The organism is Halomonas llamarensis (assembly GCF_023555005.1).
Taxonomy (GTDB): Bacteria; Pseudomonadota; Gammaproteobacteria; order Pseudomonadales; family Halomonadaceae; genus Vreelandella; species Vreelandella llamarensis.
The window spans coordinates 73824-93527 of record NZ_JAMJPJ010000012.1 but is presented as its reverse complement, the minus strand read 5'-3'; the positions used below and the strand labels follow the sequence as shown (position 1 = coordinate 93527).

Below are 19704 nucleotides of genomic sequence, written 5' to 3'. Positions count from 1 at the left end.
TGCCCGTTTAAAATCGTATCGCGCCATAGCGACGCGCTACGATAAACTGAAGCGAAACTACGAAAGCATGGTGGCTTTGGCGTGCGGTTTTTTATGGCTCCCAATGTGAAACGTCAACAGGCCCTAAACTAGCTTTTATATTTTGTTGATTACTGGCTAGTAAATTTTTTGGCACTCTTTAGCTTCAGCCCCGCGTTGCGGGGCTTTTGTTTATCATTACTGAACATATGTGGCGCGTCATATCAGTCATTGCGCATTAAAGTGATAAATAAGCTGGTACAATGCAGCGCTAAATTTCCACGTATTTTTGCTTGGTGATTGTTTACTGGAGTTATTATGACTTCCTGGCTATGGGGGGCCAGTCTTGCGTTGATACACATGCTTGGCATGGTGTCAGCGGTGATGGCGCTGATGTCCAGTCGTACATCGCAGGGTGCGGTGGCCTGGATAATTTCACTACTTACCTTTCCATATGTGGCATTGCCGGCTTATTGGTTTTTTGGACGGCCACGCTTTTATGGCTATGTTTCGGCCAGAGGTGAACGCGACAGCGTGTTGCGCCGTGTATTGGCTCGTTATCGCGCTAATATGATGCCTTTCTATGTGGCCTCTGCTAATGCAGATATACATGCCGTAGAGCAGCTAGCCATGATGCCGTTGACCCAAGGCAACCAGGCTGATCTTTTAATTGATGGTGAAGCCACATTTAAAAGCTTGTTTTCGGGTATCGATCGTGCTGAGTCGTATATCCTGCTGCAGTTTTTTATTGTGCGCGATGACGAACTCGGTCGTAAGTTGCAGTACCGGTTGCGGGAAGCAGCTTGCCGTGGGGTGAGGGTCTACTTTTTGTATGATGAGGTGGGTAGCCGTAAGCTTAATGAAGGCTATTGGCTCGATATGCAATCAGCGGGCGTAGAAGTTAGTGCATTTCGCTCATCGCGCGGATTTAAACATCGCTTTCAGCTGAACTTTCGCAATCACCGCAAAGTGGCTGTGATGGATGGGAAGGAGGGCTGGGTAGGCGGGTTTAACGTGGGAGTCGAGTATTTGGGAGAGCATCCTCGCCACGGTGCCTGGCGAGATACGCACCTAAAACTGACAGGGCCCAGTGTAATGGGGTTGCAAGAGGCTTTCTGGGAGGATTGGCACTGGGCGACGGGAGAAGTTATTAACCTCAACTGGCAGCCTGAGACCAAGTCCTCGACAAACCATCACGTCATTATTGTACCTTCAGGGCCCGCTGATCGTTTAGACACGGCAAGCCTTTTAGTGCAGAACATGATTCATAGTGCACAAGAGCGCTTATGGGTGACAAGCCCTTATTTTGTGCCTGACCAGGGGGTGCAAGATGCACTCCGATTGGCCGCTATGCGAGGCGTGGATGTTCGAGTCATGATTCCCGAACGCCCAGATCACTTGCTAGTGTTTTTATCAGCCTTCTCTTTTTTACCCGACATGCTTCAAGCAGGGGTAAAAATATACCGTTATCTACCAGGGTTTTTACATCAAAAAATTATATTGGTAGACAATAAAGCAGCATCCGTGGGAACCGTAAATCTGGATAATCGCTCTTTTCGTTTGAACTTTGAAATTACTGCCTTTATTCCTAGCCCTGAATTTGCGGGTGAAGTGCGCCTCATGCTGGAAAAAGATTTTTCACAGTGTCGGCGTGTTTCTCTTGATGAAATTCAGCAGCGCCCTATGTGGCAAAAAGTTATTTCGCGGGCTGCTTACTTAACATCCCCCATCCAATAATCGCGGCGAATACACGTTACATTTGATTCAATAGGAGTCTAGGGTGAATTTAGAAACCAAATGGTTAGAAGATTTTGTCGCCCTAGCCAATACGCGCAGCTTTTCTGCGTCGGCGCGTCAGCGCCATGTGACTCAGCCGGCGTTTAGTCGGCGAATCCGAGCTCTCGAGCAGTCGATTGGTGTCACGCTGGTTGATCGTTCAACGACCCCTGTGGGGCTTACCTCAGAAGGGCAGTTATTCCTAGTGACTGCTCGCAACCTTGTCGAACAACTTAACGAATCGCTTAGCCACCTGCGTGGGCTTTCCATTGCTAACGAAGCCTTGGATATTGTGGCTGCCCATTCTCTGGCGCTTAGCTTTTTCCCGCCTTGGATTTCTCGGCTGCAAAAAGGGTTAGGGGAGCTACCCACTCGGTTAGTTGCCATGAATGTTGGCGAAGCCATTCATGTGCTGCGCGAAGGGAATTGCGACTTGATGCTTGCGTATTACGATCCTTTTGCCACGATGCAGCTTGATGCAGAAGTCTTTCCCTCATTTTCCATCGGTAAGGTCAAAATGCTGCCCGTTACACTGCCCGATGAGCAGGGTAAGCCGCGCCACGCACTCCAAAGTGAAAGTTCTATTCCTTATCTCGCCTACACACAAGGTGCTTTTTTAGGTCGCAGCGTGCGAATGCTGCTCAAAAACGACCCGCTACGCATGCGCTTGCGCACAATATATGAAACGGCCATGGCAGAAGGCCTTAAAGGCATGGTGCTTCAAGGCGTAGGGGTGGCTTGGATTCCGGATTTCTGCATTCGTGAGGAGCTCAAAAGCGGTCAGCTCGTTCGTGCCGGTGATGAAAGTTGGGATATCCCGCTAGAAATTCGTCTATACCGCTGCTCTTTGGTTCACAAGCCGGGGGTTGAGCGCCTATGGAGGCAAATGATGAAGCTGCCCAGAGACTTTCTTCAAGCGTAAGATCTTTCTTTATGGCAAAGACTGTTAGCTTTAACTTGCGCTACCAAAATCAGTGGGTAATCCTAAAAAATTCTGAATAATAAAAAAATGATCCTCAAAAAGGCTATCCGGCTCAAGATCAGCTAAAGCGACCCAACGGGCATGGTCGCCGCCTTTTACCGGCTTTAGTCTTGGCAATTGCTGGTCAGGGCGAAGAGCAAAATAAAACGCCTCGGCAAGCGTACGCCCACGCCAGCTGCGGTGCGGTTCATCAAACAGACGCTGCCCCCGTAGTGAGCCTTTGAGCACCGGCTCCGGCACTTTAAGACGAATACGCTCGCGAAGCTCACGCAGGCAAGCGTCCATTAGCCGCTCGTGTGGGTTAATAAAACCACCGGGTAACGCATAAAGTCCCTTCCCTGGGGCGGCAGTACGCCTGACTAAAAGCACATGCCCAGACTGCACAACAACGGCATTCACAGTAACAAAAATCGGCGGGTAGGGCGCTTGTGACCACGCCTGACGGTATTGATCCAGCAAGCGCTGCTCTTCAAGTAGCTGATCATACGCATCGCCCTGACAAAACTGGCTCACCCGCTCTACCACACCAGGTGGTAAATCGTGGTAGGCGCCGGTACTCAAATAGTCATCGGTAGCGGCTTGCGAGCGAAATAACCGTTCGCGAATTTGGCTAGCTGAAATCCCCTCGACAAGCGGTACGCTAACCGACTCCCACTGTGGGAAAAGCGATAAATAGTAACTTGATTGTCCGCGACTCGCGCCTATCAAGCCAATACGCGGTAGCTTTGCGTTGTCGAGTGCGGTTAAGTCACGGACACGGCGCTGAACATCGCGCACCCAGACATCATCGTTATACAACGCGTCTAACAGCGGCGTGATTTCCAGGCGCTGATTTTCTTCGTCATCAAAGCCCGAGCGAATCATCGCCTGACGTTCATTGAACTGCCAGGGGTTACGCAGCGAACGTGCCTGCCAAGCAGAACCTGCGAGCACGATGACTTGCCGAGCTTGCTTAAGCGCCTCACGGATAACCGCTAAATGGCCGAGATGCGGCGGCTGAAAACGGCCAATAAACACCAGGCAATCAAAATCGTATGACGGAGCGCCATGAGCCTGTGTGGCTGAATGTTCTGGTGGACCCATAAGGGGCTCCTGTTAGAAGGACGCGGACGATTCGCGGTAAATCGATTGCCATTATGGCAGTTAAGGCGTTTGACGCAATTGGTCGTTGACCTATCATCCGGCGTAAGGTCCGGTATGCTATGTCCTATTCACCAAAAGACAGGGACGCAACTGATGGTCAAACGTACTGTGACGTTTTGGGGCAACGTCGTAAGAGATGCCATAAAGCTTTGGTTGGAACGAAATGCATTTAGCTATGCGGGCTCACTGGCGTTTTATACGCTTTTTTCTCTCGCGCCAACGATTATCATTGCAGTGACCGTTATTGGCGTGGTGATGGGGGAAGAAGCGGCACACGGCCAGATCGTCAGCCAATTGCAGGGGACCTTGGGTGCCGATGCGGCCATCGCTGTCGAGCAGGCCGTCGCGCAGTCACGTATTGAAGAAGCCGGTTTTTTACCCACGATCTTAGGTGTCGGCGCGCTGATTGTAGGGGCCACTACCGTCTTTGCTCAGATGCAGTTTTCGCTAAATACCATTTTTGGAGTTACCGCGCGCCCTACGGCCAATAGTGCTTGGGTTTTTATCAAAAACCGATTGCTCTCACTAACGGTTGTTCTCGCGATCGGTTTTATTTTTCTTGTATCGTTGGTTGTTGGCGTTATCATTCGCAGCATGTTGCAGGCCACAGACGATCATTTACCCTATACTGGCATGCTAGCCGCAAGTGCGGAGTCGGTGATTTCGTTAGGCGTGGTGGTGCTGCTATTTGCGACCATTTTCAAGGTGTTACCCGATGTTATTTTGCGCTGGCAAGATGTTCTCATCGGCGCGGTGGTGACGGCGATACTCTTTACCATTGGGCGCAGCCTTATTGCGATTTACCTTGCCTACACGGCTACCGCTTCCACGTATGGCGCCGCGGGTTCAGTCGTGATGATTTTACTTTGGGTTTACTACTCGTCCCTTATTCTTTTGTTTGGTGCTGCTTTTACCCGCTCGCTTTTAATCCGGCGCGGTCGTGTTTTGGTACCGCGTAATAGCGCGGTTATTGTTAGACGTGAGCTAGTTGATGAAAGGCCAACAGCGAAATAAGCGCACACGCATCAATTAAGGAGACTAATATGCCAATGTGTTGCACCAAAGCGTGGGTAACAGGCAAGGTTCAAGGTGTCTGGTATCGCGGCTCAACTCAAGAGCAAGCGCTTATATTGGGAATTACCGGGTATGCCAAGAATCTCCCTGACGGGCGCGTTGAAGTGATGATGTGTGGCTCAAAAGAGGCCGTGAAAAACCTCTCAGAGTGGTTGTGGCAAGGCCCGGAAAAGGCGCATGTGACCCACGTGGAATTTGAGGTGTTGGAACAGGCCCATGCGCCAGATACGTTCTCGACCATCTAACGCGTCAGGCAGACTGCCAAGCGCGAATGTTATCAGCCGTAAGCTTGACGATATTCTGCCGCGCTTCCGGGGTAATCCAGGCGTTGTGAGGCGTGACAATAAGGTTGAGTGCCTCGCCTTGGCTTAGGGCGTCCAGCAGTGCATGGCCGCCGCGGGGTGGTTCGCTAGGTAAAACATCAACGCCCAAGCCACCCAACGTGTTATTCCTAAGTGCCGTTAGCGCTGCGTCTTCATCAATAATGCCGCCGCGAGCGCAATTAATTAACAGCAGCGAGGATTTAGCCCGATCTAAGCGCTCCTGATTGATCAGGTGGCGAGTTGTCTCGTTGAGCGGGCAGTGAAGGCTGACGACATCGGCGCTTGGCAGCAGTTCATCCAAGGGAGGACGCTTGTCGTTTGCTTCGTTTCCCGGCCGTGCCGCAAATATCACGTTCATACCGAAAGCTTCCGCCAGGCGAGCCACCTCGCTGCCAAGCTCTCCTTGCCCGACCATCACCAGATTCTTCCCCGTGAGTTGTAAGGTCGGATGCTGCTGTAAGCAGAAGAATTCGCTCTGTTGCCATTCACCCTCAGCGATCGCGCGCTGATAACGGGGCAAACGATTGGCGAGTGCCAGCATTAGCATTAAGGTGTGTTGTGACACGCTGGCCGTACCATAAGCAGAGACGTTTTTTACCGTAACGCCCTGCGCTTTAGCCGCCTCCAGATCAATATTGTTAAGCCCTGTTGCGAGGACGCAGATAAGGCTTAGCTTAGGCAGCGCGGCCAGCGCCTTAGCATCCAGTACCACTTTATTGACAATCGCAATCTCAGCGTCTGCTAAGCGTTCGCGCGCCTCAGGTGTGCTGCTCTGAACGTATACGGTTAAATGATCCACCTGATCACGAACCGTTGTGAGGTCAATATCTGGTCCCAGGCTCTCTGCATCTAGGATCACGGCGTTCGGCATTGTTTTATCTCCTGCAGTGTTATCAAGTGATGTGTTATCGAGTGACAGCATTTATGCGGTAGCGACTTGCTCGCTAGGGGCTACAAAAGGGTATAATAAGTCCGCTTTACCAACCGCCGTCTTGGAGTTTCCCCGATTTGGCCGCATATAGCAGCCCGGCAGCGAATGCGCATGCCAATATCCTGTCTGGGCCACGCTTTTTAGGAGTCAATAACATGCCCATCTACGAATATGAGTGCAAGGCCTGCGGCCATCGTCTAGAAAAACTGCAGAAAATCAGCGCTGACCCGCTGACGGATTGCCCCGTTTGTGAACGTGATACACTTTCGCGTCTTATTTCAGCGGCGGGTTTTCGCCTCGCTGGCGGCGGTTGGTATGAAACCGATTTCAAGACGGGTAGCAAAAAGAACTTGGCAGCAGACAGCGCTAAAGAAGCCACTACATCTTCAAATAGCGAAAAGTCGCACGGCAGTAGCAAAAAATCCGATGGCGCTGCTGCTTGATGCTTGATGGTTCTCGCTAACCGTATATTTCACGGTTTTACCGTTACGTTACCCTCACTTTGCCACAACACAAAACAGGATTTGACATGCGCAGCCATTATTGCGGCCAGCTAAACGAAACGTTGGTGGATCAAACGGTTACCGTTTGCGGATGGGTTCACCGTCGCCGGGATCACGGCGGCGTTATCTTCCTCGATATGCGCGATCGCGACGGCATTGCACAGTTCGTGGTTGACCCAGACACCGCCGAGGCGTTCGCCAATGCCGATCGCGCCCGTGGTGAGTATGTGCTTCGCATTACGGGGCGCGTTCGTCTGCGCCCGGAAGGGACACAAAACCCCAACATGCCAACCGGCATGATTGAAGTCTTGGCCAAAGACGTAGAAGTGCTGAACACCGCCGCGACACCGCCGTTCCAGCTCGATGAGCATGGCAAAGTCGGCGAAGAAGTACGTTTAAAGCATCGCTACATCGATTTGCGCCGCCCAGACATGATCGAGAAGCTACGCATGCGTTCGCGTATTTCGCACAACGTGCGTGCCTTTTTGGAAAACCAAGGCTTCTTAGACATTGAGACGCCGGTCCTCACTCGGGCAACGCCTGAAGGCGCGCGTGACTACCTGGTACCAAGCCGTACTCACGCAGGTAATTTCTTTGCGCTGCCGCAGTCGCCGCAGCTTTTCAAGCAACTCTTAATGGTGGCCGGTTTCGACCGTTACTACCAGATTGCCAAGTGCTTCCGCGATGAAGACCTGCGCGCTGATCGTCAGCCGGAGTTCACGCAGATCGACATCGAGGCGTCGTTCGTTGAAGAGAACGACATCATGGCGATCACCGAGTTGATGATTCGTCAGCTGTTTAAAGACGTGCTCGACGTTGAGCTGCCGGTATTCCCACAGATGACATGGCACGACGCCATGCAGCGTTATGGCTCTGATAAGCCTGACCTGCGCATTCCGCTGGAGTTGACCGACGTTGATGATTTAATGCAACAAGTCGACTTCAAGGTGTTTTCAGGCCCCGCTAGCGCGGAAGATGGCCGCGTAGCCGCGCTGAAAGTACCGGGTGGCGCGACGCTTTCGCGTAAAGAAATTGATGAATACACCAAGTTTGTCAGCATTTATGGCGCCAAGGGCTTGGCGTGGATCAAGGTCAACGAGCGCGACAAGGGTCTCGAAGGTCTGCAATCCCCCATCGTTAAATTTATGGAAAACGTGGTTGAAGAACTTCTCGACCGTGTTGACGCAAAAGATGGCGATATTATTTTCTTCGGGGCCGATAAAGCCCGCATCGTCAATGAAGCCATCGGCGCGCTGCGCGTTAAGCTGGGTGCCGACTTAAATCTCTACACCCAAGCGTGGTCACCGCTGTGGGTCATCGACTTCCCGATGTTTGAAGCTGATGACAACGGCCGCTTAAACCCGTTACACCACCCGTTCACTGCGCCGGCGTGCAGCCCTGAAGAGCTCAAGGCGAACCCGGCCGGGGCGCTCTCTCGCGCCTACGATATGGTGTTGAACGGCACTGAGCTGGGTGGCGGTTCTATCCGTATCCACGATCAGACTATGCAGAGTAGCGTATTTGACATTCTGGGGATTGGCGAAGAAGAAGCGCGTGAGAAATTCGGCTTCTTGCTTGATGCGCTGCAGTACGGCGCGCCTCCCCATGGCGGTTTAGCCTTCGGCCTGGATCGCTTGGTGATGCTGATGGTGGGTGCGAACACTATTCGTGAAGTGATTGCCTTCCCAAAAACGCAGAGCGCCGCTTGTTTAATGACCGATGCACCAGGTGACGTCAGCGCCGAGCAGTTAAAAGACCTCAATATCCGTCTGCGCCCAAAAGCTAAAGCGGAAACCGCGGGGGAGTAATCCTATTTGCGGTAGTCGCCATGGCTTTTGTCGGGCAACACGACACCGGCGCCTTAGGGCGTCGGTGTTTTTTTAACTGCTTATTCTTAGGATATAGCCGATGCCTGAGCCGCCGCTCGATATAATGCCGCGTATTCTTGGGATTGACCCCGGTTCTCGTATTACCGGTTTTGGTGTCATTGATATTCATCAAGGTAAACCCGGTTATGTTGCCAGTGGCTGTATTCGCACCACCGATGTAGCGCTTGAGCAGCGACTCGCGCAAATTTATGCCGGCCTCGGTGAAGTGGTGGGACTCCATCGCCCGGCGTACGTAGCGATAGAGCGCGTATTCATGGCCAAAAACCCGGATTCGGCGCTGAAACTCGGTCAAGCACGCGGTACTGCGCTTGTCTGTATGGCGAACCTAGGGTTTGCGGTTAACGAATATTCGCCACGCCAAATTAAACAGGCGGTGACAGGGCAGGGTGGGGCGGATAAAACGCAGGTACAGCACATGGTCAGCGCCATTTTGCGCCTTTCCGCCACACCGCAGGCTGATGCCGCCGATGCCCTCGCGATTGCGTTGACAGACGGTTATGCCCGCAGTGGATTGGCCGTTGGTGCGGCGACTCAACGCCCACGACGTAAAGCCGGCCGTTGGCGTCTTTAGTGCTTATCTTTACGGGTAAAGCGCATCACTTGTACCTGGTCACTTGTACAGAGTGGCTTTATAGTAAGCACACTTTGCGCAAGCGTTTGCCTATTCGCTATGAAGAGCCCGTTATCAAGAAAGGTCAGCTATGATTGGACGCCTTACCGGGCAGTTGTTGGAAAAACATCCGCCTTTGATTGTTATCGACGTGCATGGCGTGGGCTATGAGCTAGCAACGTCGATGAATACGCTAGTGGCCTTGCCTGCCGTTGGTGAGACCATTTCGCTGTATACCCATTTGACGATCCGAGATGACGCGCATCTGCTTTACGGTTTTTCCCGTGAGCACGAGCGAGCGCTGTTTCGTGCGTTGATCAAGGTCAACGGGGTTGGTCCCAAACTAGCGCTCGCGATTCTCTCGGGCATGGATGAAGATGCCTTTATGCGCTGCGTACGCGATGATGACAGCAAAGCGTTGACTCGCCTTCCGGGTGTGGGAAAAAAGACGGCTGAGCGACTAATCATCGAGATGCGCGACCGTTTCCCAGAGTGGGAAAACGCCTCAGACGCCACATTGCCGTTAGAAGCGGCGACAGCGAAAGGTCAACGCAACAGCTTAGCAGATGCCGAAGCAGCATTGATCAGCTTGGGTTATAAGCCCGCTGAAGCTGCCAAAATGCTTTCAGGGCTCGATCCGAATCAGCCTGCTGAAACGCTTATCAAAGCCGCGCTGACGCAACGGTTAAGCAGCTAGCCTATAGACTCTGAGGAACCCCATGATCGAACAGGATCGCTTGATTGCCGCCGCGCCGGAGCAGGGTGAAGTCAGGATGGATCATGCGATTCGTCCCAAGCGTCTTTGCGACTATATCGGCCAGCCACGCATGCGTGAACAGATGGATATCTTCATCGGCGCCGCCCGGCTGCGCGAAGAGAGCCTAGATCACACGCTGGTGTTTGGCCCACCGGGGCTGGGTAAAACGACTTTGGCGAATATTATCGCTACTGAGATGGGTGTCGGCTTGAAATCTACTTCAGGGCCCGTCCTTGAGCGTGCGGGTGACCTTGCCGCGATGCTGACCAATTTAGAGCCTGGCGATGTGCTCTTCATCGACGAAATCCACCGACTTTCGCCTATGGTAGAAGAAGTGCTCTATCCAGCAATGGAGGATTTTCAGCTCGATATTATGATTGGCGAAGGCCCAGCGGCGCGGTCAATTAAGTTAGACTTGCCGCGCTTTACACTAGTCGGCGCCACGACGCGTGCCGGACTTTTAACCTCTCCGTTGCGCGACCGGTTTGGTATTGTACAGCGCTTGGAGTTTTATAATATTGAAGAATTGAGCGCGATTGTGACTCGCTCGGCGAATTTGTTGAACGTCACTACCAGTGTTGACGGTGCCGCTGAAATCGCCAAACGCTCGCGCGGCACGCCGCGAATTGCTAACCGCTTGCTGAGACGCGTACGCGATTACGCTGACATCAAAGGCAGCGGATATGTCGATATCGATATTGCCGATGCGGCGCTGAATATGCTCAACGTTGACCATCATGGTCTGGATCATATGGACCGTCGCCTATTACTGGCGATGATGGATAAGTTTGATGGCGGCCCGGTCGGCGTGGATTCTCTTTCCGCGGCGATTAGCGAAGAGCGCGATAGCATTGAGGATGTGATTGAACCGTATTTGATTCAGCAGGGCTTAATGATGCGCACCCCGCGTGGGCGTGTTGTGACCCGCCAGGCGTGGGCGCACTTTAGCCGTGTGCCGCACGAGCAGGCGCCCGGCAGTACAGGGGAAGTCAGACCATGAGCCATGTTTTTACCATGCCTATCCGCGTTTACATGGAAGACACAGATGCAGGGGGAATTGTCTACTACGTTAACTACCTGAAGTTTATGGAGCGCGCTCGTAGCGAGTGGTTGAGACAACAAGGCTTCAACCAACAGGTGCTATTACAAGAAGGGACGCAGCTAGTGGTATATCGCTTGGCGTGCCACTATGCCAAACCGGCTAGGCTTGATGATACGCTTAGCGTTGCCGCCGAGATAAGCAAAATAGGTCGCTGCCGGATGCTCTTTGAGCAAAAAGCAACCCGCCACGGGGAACTGTTGTGCAATGCCACAGTCGAGATAGCGTGTTTGGATGCCAAGCGCTTAAGACCTAAAGCTTGGCCGCCTTCCCTTATGGCATTATTTAATTAAATCTGGATAAAAGAGGACACTCGTGAACGAAAATAGCATGTCGATTCCCCATCTGGTTATGAGTGCCAGTCCGGTTGTCCAGCTAGTGATGCTGCTACTTGTGCTGGGATCTCTGCTGTCATGGGTAGTCATTTTTCAGCGCAGCTTTGCGTTGAATCGCGCAAATAAAGCCTATGACCAATTTGAAGAGTCGTTTTGGTCAGGCGTTGATTTGAATGATCTCTATCGTGACATTCCCGCCGATGACGCGCGCCAGGGGGCCGAGCGTATTTTTCAATCTGGATTTCGAGAGTTTCACCGTTTGGCGGCCAAAACAGGGCAAGTAGATACTGTACTCGAAGCGGTTCAGCGCAGCATGCGAGTCGCGTGGTCACGCGAAGAAGACCGCCTCAACCAGCATCTAGTGTTTCTTGCCACGGTGGCATCGGCGAGTCCCTACATTGGTTTATTTGGTACGGTATGGGGAATCATGGGCTCATTTCAATCGATCTCCATGGCACAACAAGCGACCTTGGCGACCGTTGCACCGTGGATTGCTGAGGCGCTAATTGCCACAGCAATGGGGCTTTTTGCTGCGATTCCTGCGGTTATTTTTTATAACCGTCTTTCTAACAGTGCCAGCCGATTATTGGGTAAATATGAAAACTTTGCCGAAGAGTTTTACGCCATTTTGCACCGTAATCTGCAAGGGCGTGACACCACGTCCAGCTAAGGGAGTCGCTGTATGCAAGGGCCTTTTCATCGCGGTGGGCAACGCCGACCCATGGCAGAGATTAACGTGGTCCCTTTTATCGACGTGATGTTGGTGTTGTTGGTGATTTTTATGATCACCGCGCCCATGCTCACTCAAGGGGTACAAGTTGATTTGCCGCAGGTCTCTTCTGAACCGATCGAAAACCCAGAAGATAACGACCCTATTTTGGTATCCGTCGACCGCGAGGGTAACTATCACATCAGCCTGGGCGACGACACGACAGCTGTGGCGCTGGATGACCTCGCTGAGCGCGTCACGGTGATTCTTGAGCGCCGCCCTGACACGCCGGTGATGGTACGAGGCGACCGCCAGATTGCCTACGGCCAAGTCGTCACGTTGATGAGTACGCTGCAGCGCGCGGGTGTGGCCAACGTAGGCCTCATTTCCGAGCCGCCGCAAGATGAGTAAACGCAGGGGATGCCTTGTGGCTTTTTTTTCACGAGATAAACGCGAAGTCGGCTATGTTTGGCCGGTTGTTTTTGCGGTGTTGGTTCATGTTGTCGTTGTTATGTTTAGCGTGATTAATCTTGAGAGCAAAGACGCAGAACCCGAACCATCTTCCATCGTTCACGCTACGCTTGTGAGTACGGAAACGTATACGGATCAGGCCCAACAGGCGAATGATAATCAAGTGACATCGAACGTGCCGTCTCAACCGCCTGAGAAAACGCCGCCACAAGAAGAGCCAACGCCACCATCTCGGCCGCTAGAAAAGGCGGTTATCGATCAGGCCGAAGAGCTCGCTGAGGCTCGAGAAACCCAAGCGCTTGAAGAGGCGCGGGCCAAGGCTGAAGCGCAAGCACAAAGGCGCACCGAGGAAGCAGAGCGCCGAGCATTAGAAGCTGCCGCGCGTGAAACCGAACGTGCCGAGCAACAAGCCGAAGAACAACGCCGCCGTGAAGAATTGGCGCGCCAAGAGCAAGAAGCTGAGGCGCAGCGTCGTCGCGAAGAAGAGCAGGCCCGCCAGGCGCAAGAGGCCAAGGAACAGCGTCTTCGTGAAGAGAAACTAGCTCGCCAAGCGCAAGAGGCTGAGGCGCAGCGTCGCCGTGAAGAGGAACAAGCTCGCCAAGCGCAAGAAGCCGCTGAAGCCGAAAGGCAGCGCCAGCTAGAAGGGCAAGCAGAAGCGGCAGCTGATGCCCGCCAGGCAGAGCAGGCAGCCAATAGTTTTATCGCCATCGTACGCCGCGCGGTAGAGCAGGCATGGCTTATCCCAGGAGGGGCAAGTGATACAATGACTGCCACCATCCAAGTTCGATTAGGGCCATCCGGTGAAGTGCTTGCCACCTCAGTCGCAATATCAAGTGGCGATAGCGCCTTCGATCGCTCGGCCATCCAAGCGGTTGAGCATGTAGCACCCTTTACCGAGTTGCGTGAGCTATCCGCAGAACAGCAACGCAGCTTACGCCAATTTAATTTGCGATTTACTCCAGGGGATGTTCGTTAATGCAAACCTCACGCCATTTACGACTAGGGGCATTGCTATTGCTCATAGGCAGTTTTTTTATTGTTAGCAACGCCGCCAGTGCGAATCTCACCATTGAAATTACGCGTGGAAGTGATCGCGCACTGCCGATCGCCGTGGTTCCTTTTGCCGGTAGTGAGGGAATACCCGACGATGTGGCGCAAATCATTCACAATAACCTAGAGCGTAGCGGTTTCTTTTCTCCACTTGAGCGCGATGCTATGTTTGAGCGTCCTAGCAAAGCCGAGGATGTGCAATTCGGCACCTGGCGCTCGCTGGACGTGCGCTATTTGGTCGTTGGCGATATAGAAACCAGCGAAGCCGGTTACCGTATTAACGCTGAGCTGATGGATATTAGCGGCCAGCGTCGGATGCTGTCTGAAAGTATCCGAAGTGGGGAGAATAACTTGCGCGGTGCTGCCCACCGTTTAAGTGATCAAATCTTTGAGGCGATTACCGACATTCGCGGGGCGTTCTCGACGCGGATTGCTTATGTGACCGCTCAGGGTGTCGGCGACAATATGCAATTTGGCCTCTACGTAGCGGATGCGGATGGACGTAATAGCCAGGAGGTGCTCAGTTCTGATAACCCTATCCTTTCCCCGTCGTGGTCGCCCGATGGCCGCAAGCTTGCGTATGTATCGTTTGAAACTGAGCAGTCAGCCATCTATGTACAAGAAGTATCTTCCGGGCAAAGGGTTCAGCTAACTTCCTTTGATGGTATCAACAGTGCGCCGGTTTGGTCACCTGATGGCCGCCGGTTGGCCATGTCGCTATCCAAAGACGGGCAGCCTGAGATTTATCTTATGAACGTGGCTAACCGCTCGATTGAGCGCTTAACCAACAGCAGTGGCATCGACACTGAGCCCGACTGGGCGCCCGATGGACGTAGCTTACTGTTTACATCGGACCGTAGCGGTGGCCCACAAATTTACCGTTACACGTTGAGAAACGGAAAGACCCAACGGCTAACTTACACTGGCAACTATAACGCGCGTGGGCGCTTCTCTCCTGATGGCGATGACATCTTTTTGATTCACCGCTCTGGTCGGGGTTATCAAGTCGCGCGCCAAGAGTTAGACAATGATCGCTTGATGGTATTAAGCGAATCGACCCGCGATGAATCACCTAGTGTTGCCCCTAACGGCACCATGGTAATCTTCGCTACCCAACAAGGCGATAATAGTGTGTTGAGTGCTGTCTCCGCCGATGGGCGCTCTTCATTCAGGTTGCCTGTAGTGCAAGGTGATATACGCGACCCCGCATGGTCCCCTTTTTTACATTAGGAGTAGAATGATGCAAATTAAACCGATGGCACGTGCATTAGCCGTTGCTTTCTCACTTGCTGTAATCGCTGGTTGCTCAAGCACGGGGGGAACCCAGGGTGGTGAGTCAACAGGTTCTCAAACGGGTAGTACGACGGGAAGTGGGGCTGAAAGCCGCGGCGCGGGTAGTGGCGGTCAGTACGGTTCTACCACCGGAAGCGGTACACGTGCTAGTCAGCAAGCCGATTCGCGAATCCCTGATGTGCGTACGATTTACTTCGATTTTAACCGCGACACGATCAAAAGTGAGTACGAGTCGGTCGTGATGGCCCATGCACGTTACTTACGCGTCAATCCGGGTGCGACGGTCGTGCTGCAAGGTCACACCGATGAGCGCGGAACGCGTGAATATAACTTGGCGCTAGGCGAGCGTCGTGCCAATGCGGTACAGCGTTTCCTCAACATCCAGGGTGTTTCCAATAGCCAAATGAGCGTTGTTAGCTACGGAGAAGAGCGCCCGGAAGCACGTGGTCAGAGTGAAGATGCATACGCAAAAAACCGTCGTGTGATATTTAGCTACTGAGCTAACTTAAACGTTTGATGGATGCCACCACCTCGCTGGTAACAGCGGGGTTTAAACAGATGGCTTCAGGAGACATGATGAATTTCAGCCTGACATGCGACAAGCACACGAGGAAGGCCAACTCCTCACGCCTTTCGCTGCTGAAGCGTTTTACTTTAGGGCTTGCGGCCTCACTGTTCATGGTGCCTCTCACTGCCTTGGCTCAACAGCCAATAGTGGAGGACCTTTCTTCATCCTCTGACAGCTTCTATCAGCAAACGCAAACGCAGCCGACAAGCGGTGGAAGCCTGGTTCTTTTTAACCAGGTGCAAGAGCATCAGCGCGAAATCCAGCAGCTTCGCGGTCAGCTTGAAGAGTTACGTCACGAGTTCGAACAAGTGAGTCGCCAAAGCCAGCAGCGCTATATTGACATAGACGACCGGCTTGCGAGCTTAGAGCGCGATAAAGCCTCTTCAGCAGCTGAAGAAGAGGCAGACACCGCGACACCCGCCCCCGAGTCAAGCGTAGAACCCAAAGCCATAGGAGAAGCAGAACGGGTAGAGAAAACTGAACAAAGCGGTAGCAATTCTGTAAGCGAAGAGGTGCAAAAGGCCTATGAAAATGCCTTTTCTCACGTTCAAGCGCGCCACTTTGATGAAGCTATTACTGCCTTTAAAGGCTTTGTCGAGCAATACCCTGACTCATCGCTAACGCCCAACGGTTATTATTGGCTGGGCGAGCTTTATGCGGCAAATGATGCACTTGCCACCGCGGAAGAAGCATTCGACCGTGTAATTAATGAGTACAGTGACAGCCGTAAGGTTCCCGATGCGCTATATAAGCTTGGTCTCTTGAAGGCCCGCCAAGGCAAAACAGACCGTAGTCGAGAACTCCTTACCCGCGTAACCGAAGAGTATCCGCAAAGCAGTGCAGCAGGACTTGCAAGCGACTTTTTACGTCAATCCCTGTAAAACTAATGTGAAGGATCCAAACAACGCTATGAGCTGCAAAATCGACTATCAGCCTACGCCTGATTTACTTAAAGATCGTATTATTTTGGTCACCGGGGCAGGCGATGGCATCGGCCAAGCGGCAGCGTTGACCTATGCGCAACATGGCGCCACGGTCATTTTGCTCGGGCGCACGATTGCGAAACTTGAGCGTGTTTACGATGAAATTGAGGCGGCAGGAGGTTCGCAACCGGCTATTTTCCCGCTCAATTTTGAAGGTGCTACGCTCAAAGATTTTCATGAGATGGCGCAAACGCTGGATGGCGAATTTGGCCGCTTAGATGGAGTTCTTCACAACGCCGGTATGCTAGGTCGCATTACCCCGTTTGAGCAGTGCAATCCTGAGCTTTGGAGCCAGGTGATGCAGGTAAATATCAACGGCCCTATTTGGATGACCCAAGCGTTACTGCCGCTTTTGCAGCAGTCAGAGGATGCCTCGGTTATTTTTACTTCATCTAGCGTGGGGCGCAAAGGTCGCGCCTACTGGGGTGCTTATGCCGTGTCTAAGTGTGCAACGGAGGGTTTTATGGAAGTGTTGGCCGATGAATTGGATAGCCAACAGAACCTACGCATTAATACGCTCAATCCAGGAGCCACCCGTACCCAAATGCGCCGCAGCGCATTTCCTGGTGAGGACCCTGCGACGCTTCGCACTCCAGAAGAGATCATGCCCACGTATTTATGGCTAATGGGGCCTGATAGCCGTGGGGTAAGCGGTCAAAAATGGGATGCACAACCACCCCGTTAATGCCGAGGTTAACGTCACTCTAGCAAAGCGAAGGTTTCATAGTGGGTAGGGCAGCCACTAGCGCAGTGCAATCACTAAACCAGACGTCTGCCGGCCACTGACGGTAATCGTCCTCTTCGCTAATGTATCCATACCCCACTGCCACAGCGGTCATTCCTGCCGCTTTGGCAGCCTGCATATCACGCAGATGATCTCCCACATACCAGCACTCGTGAGGCGCGACATTTAGACGTCGCGCTGCCTCCCATAACGGTTCGGGTGAGGGCTTTTTAACGCTTAAATCATCGGCACAAAGAAGGGCGCCAGGCTCTAAGGCGAGCGCGTTTAAAAGTGGCTCGGTGTAGCGACGTGGCTTGTTAGTCACAATACCCCATAAGCCGCTGTTTAGCTGCCAGCGTTTAAGCCACGTATCCAATGGCGAGAAAACGCGGCTGTAGGTTGCTACGGCCTGCTCGTAAGCGTTAAGTAAAAGCACTCTGGCAGCGCTGTGATGTGGGTGATCAATGTCAAAGCCTAGCGCTAACGTGACCAAAGCGCTGCCGCCATTTGAAACTTGTCTGCGGATAGTGGCAAAGGGCAAAGGCGCTAATCCGTGGTGGGCACGCAGCACATTGGTTGCATTGGCCAAGTCCGGCGCGGTATCGACTAATGTACCATCCAAATCAAACAATAAAGCACGCGCGGGAGGAGGAGCACCGAGCATGACGTCATTAATTACATCAGACATCACGCCTCCGATTTGCGACAGTGCATCATGTAATTGACCGAGACGTCATAGCTATTTAGCCGGTATTGACGCAATAGCGGATTATAGGTCAGCCCGGTTTGCTCCCTCACCTCTAGCCCAGATACGCGACACCAAGCCGCCATTTCAGAGGGGCGAATAAACTTAGCATAATCGTGCGTTCCCCGCGGTAAAAGTTTAAGCACATATTCAGCGCCAACAATGGCAAATGCGTGCGCTTTACGGGTACGGCTGATTGTAGAAAAGAAAACATGGCCACCAGGGCGAACTAAGCGGCTGCAAGCTTCTACTACTGAAGCCGGATCGGGCACATGCTCAAGCATCTCCATACAGGTGATAACGTCAAAAGAGCCGGCATGCTCATCGGCGAACATTTCAACGGCTACCTGGCGATAGGTGATGTCGAGACCGTTTTCTTCAGCATGCAAACGCGCGACGCCGAGCGGCGCTTCGCCCATATCAATACCGGTGACATTCGCTCCGCGGTGCGCCATGGCTTCGCTTAAAATTCCCCCGCCACAGCCCACATCCAGCACGCGCTTGCCCGCAAGCCCTGTGCGAGCATCAATAAAATCAAGACGCAGCGGGTTGATGTCGTGCAACGGCTTAAATTCACTGTTTTTATCCCACCAACGGCTGGCGAGGGCTTCAAACTTCGCGACTTCAGCCGCATCGACATTGCCGTGGTAACCTTGCGCAGTGCTATCCTGAGATGGCGCTTGCATGTGCGTGACTCCCTGCATGTTAAAACGAGACATTAAACGGCAGAAAAAAACCACCGGTAGCCACCGTGAGGGATTACCGATGTGTAGTGTATGATGCCCATTCTAACCACTCCGAGGTCGGAACGCATAAAAAGGACCTTTGTATGATTCGCAAGGCTGTACTTCCTGTTGCTGGCTTTGGCACGCGCTGCTTGCCCGCGTCAAAAGCCATTCCTAAAGAGATGATTACCATTGTCGACCGTCCGGTTATTCAATACGTGGTAGAAGAGGCAGTGGCGGCCGGTATTCGCGACATTGTGTTGGTAACTAGCAGCAGCAAAAGTGCCATTGAAAATCACTTTGATACCCACGCAGAGTTAGAAGCTAGCCTTGAAGCCAAAGGTAAGCATGCGCTATTGGAGAGCATTCGCGACATTATCCCAGACGATGTCAATGTCATTAGCGTGCGCCAAGGCGAGCCATTAGGCCTAGGGCATGCGGTGCTATGCGCCCGCCCGGTCATTGGTGACAACGAGCCTTTTGCCGTGTTGCTACCCGATGTACTGGTTCACCAAACGGATTCGTCCTCTCATAATGATTTGTACGGCATGCTACAGGCGTTTGATAAAAACAGTACCGCCCAGTTGATGGTAGAGGAGGTCGACTGGGCGAATGTTGAGCGCTATGGCATCGTCGCCTTGGAAGCGCAAATACCTGCGCCGGGTCACGCTACGCCAACTGTCGGGGTGGTGGAAAAACCCGCCCGTGATGCCGCACCGTCTAACCTCGCTGTTATTGGACGCTACGCACTGCCTGGGTCGATCTTTTCTCTACTCGCCGAAACACCGCCCGGCGCTGGTGATGAAATCCAATTGACGGATGCCATTGAGACACTGCGCCAACAATTAGGGGTAGAGGCATACCGTATGCAAGGGGTAACGTACGATTGTGGGCAGCCATTGGGGTATTTAGAAGCGACTCTCGCTTATGGTCGCGCCCATCCCGCGCTTGGAGATGACTTCAAGGCATTGCTTGCGCGCTATCAGGAGGCGTAGG

General features: G+C 52.8%; 22 protein-coding genes and 1 pseudogene. 19 read left to right on the top strand and 4 right to left on the bottom strand.

Annotated features, from left to right (window positions below):
* The 3 genes and pseudogenes from M8006_RS09380 to M8006_RS09370 form a co-directional block, all read left to right on the top strand.
* A pseudogene (locus M8006_RS09380) lies at positions 1–109 on the top strand (IS5/IS1182 family transposase); the annotation flags it as partial.
* Positions 110–336: 227 nt separating this feature from the next.
* Positions 337–1755, top strand: coding sequence for a cardiolipin synthase (gene cls / locus M8006_RS09375; RefSeq protein WP_250081508.1), 1419 nt, complete (start codon positions 337–339; stop codon positions 1753–1755).
* 43 nt (positions 1756–1798) lie between these two features.
* Positions 1799–2716: a LysR substrate-binding domain-containing protein gene (locus M8006_RS09370; RefSeq protein ID WP_250081507.1), complete on the top strand. Its 918-nt coding sequence runs from the start codon at positions 1799–1801 to the stop codon at positions 2714–2716.
* 30 nt (positions 2717–2746) lie between these two features.
* Here M8006_RS09370 and M8006_RS09365 read toward each other — a convergent pair whose 3' ends face one another.
* Positions 2747–3859, bottom strand: a complete 1113-nt coding sequence (locus tag M8006_RS09365; protein WP_250081505.1) for a bifunctional nicotinamide-nucleotide adenylyltransferase/Nudix hydroxylase — start codon at positions 3857–3859, stop codon at positions 2747–2749.
* A gap of 153 nt (positions 3860–4012) precedes the next feature.
* Between M8006_RS09365 and M8006_RS09360 the strand changes: the two genes are divergently transcribed.
* Together M8006_RS09360 and yccX are read left to right on the top strand one after the other, a co-directional pair.
* Entirely contained in the window at positions 4013–4933 is a 921-nt protein-coding gene (locus M8006_RS09360; RefSeq protein ID WP_250081503.1) for a YihY/virulence factor BrkB family protein, read from the top strand.
* Positions 4934–4962: 29 nt separating this feature from the next.
* Positions 4963–5238: an acylphosphatase gene (gene yccX / locus M8006_RS09355; RefSeq protein WP_250081500.1), complete on the top strand. Its 276-nt coding sequence runs from the start codon at positions 4963–4965 to the stop codon at positions 5236–5238.
* A gap of 4 nt (positions 5239–5242) precedes the next feature.
* Here the strand turns inward: yccX and M8006_RS09350 are convergent, their stop codons facing one another.
* On the bottom strand, positions 5243–6187 hold the full coding sequence (locus M8006_RS09350; protein WP_250081498.1) for a D-2-hydroxyacid dehydrogenase: 945 nt from the start codon (positions 6185–6187) through the stop codon (positions 5243–5245).
* A 215-nt stretch (positions 6188–6402) separates the two neighbouring features.
* On the opposite strand from M8006_RS09350, the gene M8006_RS09345 reads away from it, so the two are divergent.
* The 13 genes from M8006_RS09345 (at position 6403) to M8006_RS09285 (ending at position 17199) form a co-directional block, all read left to right on the top strand.
* On the top strand, positions 6403–6690 hold the full coding sequence (locus M8006_RS09345; protein WP_250081497.1) for an FmdB family zinc ribbon protein: 288 nt from the start codon (positions 6403–6405) through the stop codon (positions 6688–6690).
* Positions 6691–6776: 86 nt separating this feature from the next.
* Positions 6777–8558, top strand: coding sequence for an aspartate--tRNA ligase (gene aspS / locus M8006_RS09340; protein ID WP_250081494.1), 1782 nt, complete (start codon positions 6777–6779; stop codon positions 8556–8558).
* Between the two features lie 100 nt (positions 8559–8658).
* Entirely contained in the window at positions 8659–9210 is a 552-nt protein-coding gene (gene ruvC / locus M8006_RS09335; RefSeq protein ID WP_250081492.1) for a crossover junction endodeoxyribonuclease RuvC, read from the top strand.
* A gap of 130 nt (positions 9211–9340) precedes the next feature.
* Positions 9341–9946 carry a Holliday junction branch migration protein RuvA gene (gene ruvA / locus M8006_RS09330; RefSeq protein WP_250081490.1) on the top strand — a complete coding sequence of 202 codons (606 nt, stop codon included), beginning with the start codon at positions 9341–9343 and terminating at the stop codon, positions 9944–9946.
* A 22-nt stretch (positions 9947–9968) separates the two neighbouring features.
* Positions 9969–11006: a Holliday junction branch migration DNA helicase RuvB gene (gene ruvB / locus M8006_RS09325; protein ID WP_250081488.1), complete on the top strand. Its 1038-nt coding sequence runs from the start codon at positions 9969–9971 to the stop codon at positions 11004–11006.
* Positions 11003–11398: a tol-pal system-associated acyl-CoA thioesterase gene (ybgC, locus tag M8006_RS09320; protein ID WP_284046998.1), complete on the top strand. Its 396-nt coding sequence runs from the start codon at positions 11003–11005 to the stop codon at positions 11396–11398. Before ruvB ends, ybgC begins: the two co-directional genes overlap by 4 nt.
* Before the next feature lie 22 nt (positions 11399–11420).
* A complete protein-coding gene (gene tolQ / locus M8006_RS09315) occupies positions 11421–12110 on the top strand; it encodes a protein TolQ (RefSeq protein ID WP_250081486.1) in 690 nt (229 codons plus the stop codon).
* 12 nt (positions 12111–12122) lie between these two features.
* Positions 12123–12560 carry a protein TolR gene (gene tolR / locus M8006_RS09310; RefSeq protein WP_250081484.1) on the top strand — a complete coding sequence of 146 codons (438 nt, stop codon included), beginning with the start codon at positions 12123–12125 and terminating at the stop codon, positions 12558–12560.
* Between the two features lie 16 nt (positions 12561–12576).
* Positions 12577–13596, top strand: a complete 1020-nt coding sequence (tolA, locus tag M8006_RS09305; protein ID WP_250081483.1) for a cell envelope integrity protein TolA — start codon at positions 12577–12579, stop codon at positions 13594–13596.
* Positions 13596–14900: a Tol-Pal system beta propeller repeat protein TolB gene (gene tolB, locus M8006_RS09300; RefSeq protein ID WP_250081481.1), complete on the top strand. Its 1305-nt coding sequence runs from the start codon at positions 13596–13598 to the stop codon at positions 14898–14900. The genes tolA and tolB overlap by 1 nt, the downstream gene beginning before the upstream one ends.
* Before the next feature lie 10 nt (positions 14901–14910).
* Positions 14911–15462 carry a peptidoglycan-associated lipoprotein Pal gene (gene pal, locus M8006_RS09295; protein WP_250081520.1) on the top strand — a complete coding sequence of 184 codons (552 nt, stop codon included), beginning with the start codon at positions 14911–14913 and terminating at the stop codon, positions 15460–15462.
* A gap of 179 nt (positions 15463–15641) precedes the next feature.
* Positions 15642–16412 (top strand): tol-pal system protein YbgF, encoded by a 771-nt coding sequence (gene ybgF, locus M8006_RS09290; protein WP_250081518.1) that lies wholly within the window; start codon positions 15642–15644, stop codon positions 16410–16412.
* 28 nt (positions 16413–16440) lie between these two features.
* The gene (locus M8006_RS09285) at positions 16441–17199 is read left to right on the top strand and encodes a YciK family oxidoreductase (protein WP_250081480.1); all 759 of its coding nucleotides are present in this window, start codon (positions 16441–16443) and stop codon (positions 17197–17199) included.
* Between the two features lie 19 nt (positions 17200–17218).
* On the opposite strand, the gene M8006_RS09280 is transcribed toward M8006_RS09285, so the two are convergent.
* Both M8006_RS09280 and ubiG read right to left on the bottom strand, forming a co-directional pair.
* Entirely contained in the window at positions 17219–17926 is a 708-nt protein-coding gene (locus M8006_RS09280) for an HAD family hydrolase (protein ID WP_250081478.1), read from the bottom strand.
* A complete protein-coding gene (gene ubiG, locus M8006_RS09275) occupies positions 17926–18669 on the bottom strand; it encodes a bifunctional 2-polyprenyl-6-hydroxyphenol methylase/3-demethylubiquinol 3-O-methyltransferase UbiG (RefSeq protein WP_250081476.1) in 744 nt (247 codons plus the stop codon). Before ubiG ends, M8006_RS09280 begins: the two co-directional genes overlap by 1 nt.
* Positions 18670–18812: 143 nt before the next feature.
* Here ubiG and M8006_RS09270 point away from each other — a divergent pair, with 143 nt between their 5' ends.
* Positions 18813–19703 (top strand): UTP--glucose-1-phosphate uridylyltransferase, encoded by an 891-nt coding sequence (locus M8006_RS09270; RefSeq protein ID WP_250081474.1) that lies wholly within the window; start codon positions 18813–18815, stop codon positions 19701–19703.
* The last annotated feature ends 1 nt before the right edge of the window (position 19704 follow it).

Coding starts and splice junctions, on each gene's coding strand:
- M8006_RS09270 (WP_250081474.1), top strand. CDS start 18,813: ATGATTCGCAAGGCTGTACTTCCTGTTGCTGGCTTTGGCACGCGCTGC.
- ubiG (WP_250081476.1), bottom strand. CDS start 18,669: ATGCAAGCGCCATCTCAGGATAGCACTGCGCAAGGTTACCACGGCAAT.
- M8006_RS09365 (WP_250081505.1), bottom strand. CDS start 3,859: ATGGGTCCACCAGAACATTCAGCCACACAGGCTCATGGCGCTCCGTCA.
- M8006_RS09350 (WP_250081498.1), bottom strand. CDS start 6,187: ATGCCGAACGCCGTGATCCTAGATGCAGAGAGCCTGGGACCAGATATT.
- pal (WP_250081520.1), top strand. CDS start 14,911: ATGCAAATTAAACCGATGGCACGTGCATTAGCCGTTGCTTTCTCACTT.
- cls (WP_250081508.1), top strand. CDS start 337: ATGACTTCCTGGCTATGGGGGGCCAGTCTTGCGTTGATACACATGCTT.
- M8006_RS09360 (WP_250081503.1), top strand. CDS start 4,013: ATGGTCAAACGTACTGTGACGTTTTGGGGCAACGTCGTAAGAGATGCC.
- ruvA (WP_250081490.1), top strand. CDS start 9,341: ATGATTGGACGCCTTACCGGGCAGTTGTTGGAAAAACATCCGCCTTTG.
- M8006_RS09345 (WP_250081497.1), top strand. CDS start 6,403: ATGCCCATCTACGAATATGAGTGCAAGGCCTGCGGCCATCGTCTAGAA.
- ruvC (WP_250081492.1), top strand. CDS start 8,659: ATGCCTGAGCCGCCGCTCGATATAATGCCGCGTATTCTTGGGATTGAC.
- M8006_RS09285 (WP_250081480.1), top strand. CDS start 16,441: ATGAGCTGCAAAATCGACTATCAGCCTACGCCTGATTTACTTAAAGAT.
- ybgC (WP_284046998.1), top strand. CDS start 11,003: ATGAGCCATGTTTTTACCATGCCTATCCGCGTTTACATGGAAGACACA.
- M8006_RS09280 (WP_250081478.1), bottom strand. CDS start 17,926: ATGTCTGATGTAATTAATGACGTCATGCTCGGTGCTCCTCCTCCCGCG.
- tolB (WP_250081481.1), top strand. CDS start 13,596: ATGCAAACCTCACGCCATTTACGACTAGGGGCATTGCTATTGCTCATA.
- tolR (WP_250081484.1), top strand. CDS start 12,123: ATGCAAGGGCCTTTTCATCGCGGTGGGCAACGCCGACCCATGGCAGAG.
- ybgF (WP_250081518.1), top strand. CDS start 15,642: ATGGTGCCTCTCACTGCCTTGGCTCAACAGCCAATAGTGGAGGACCTT.
- aspS (WP_250081494.1), top strand. CDS start 6,777: ATGCGCAGCCATTATTGCGGCCAGCTAAACGAAACGTTGGTGGATCAA.
- yccX (WP_250081500.1), top strand. CDS start 4,963: ATGCCAATGTGTTGCACCAAAGCGTGGGTAACAGGCAAGGTTCAAGGT.
- ruvB (WP_250081488.1), top strand. CDS start 9,969: ATGATCGAACAGGATCGCTTGATTGCCGCCGCGCCGGAGCAGGGTGAA.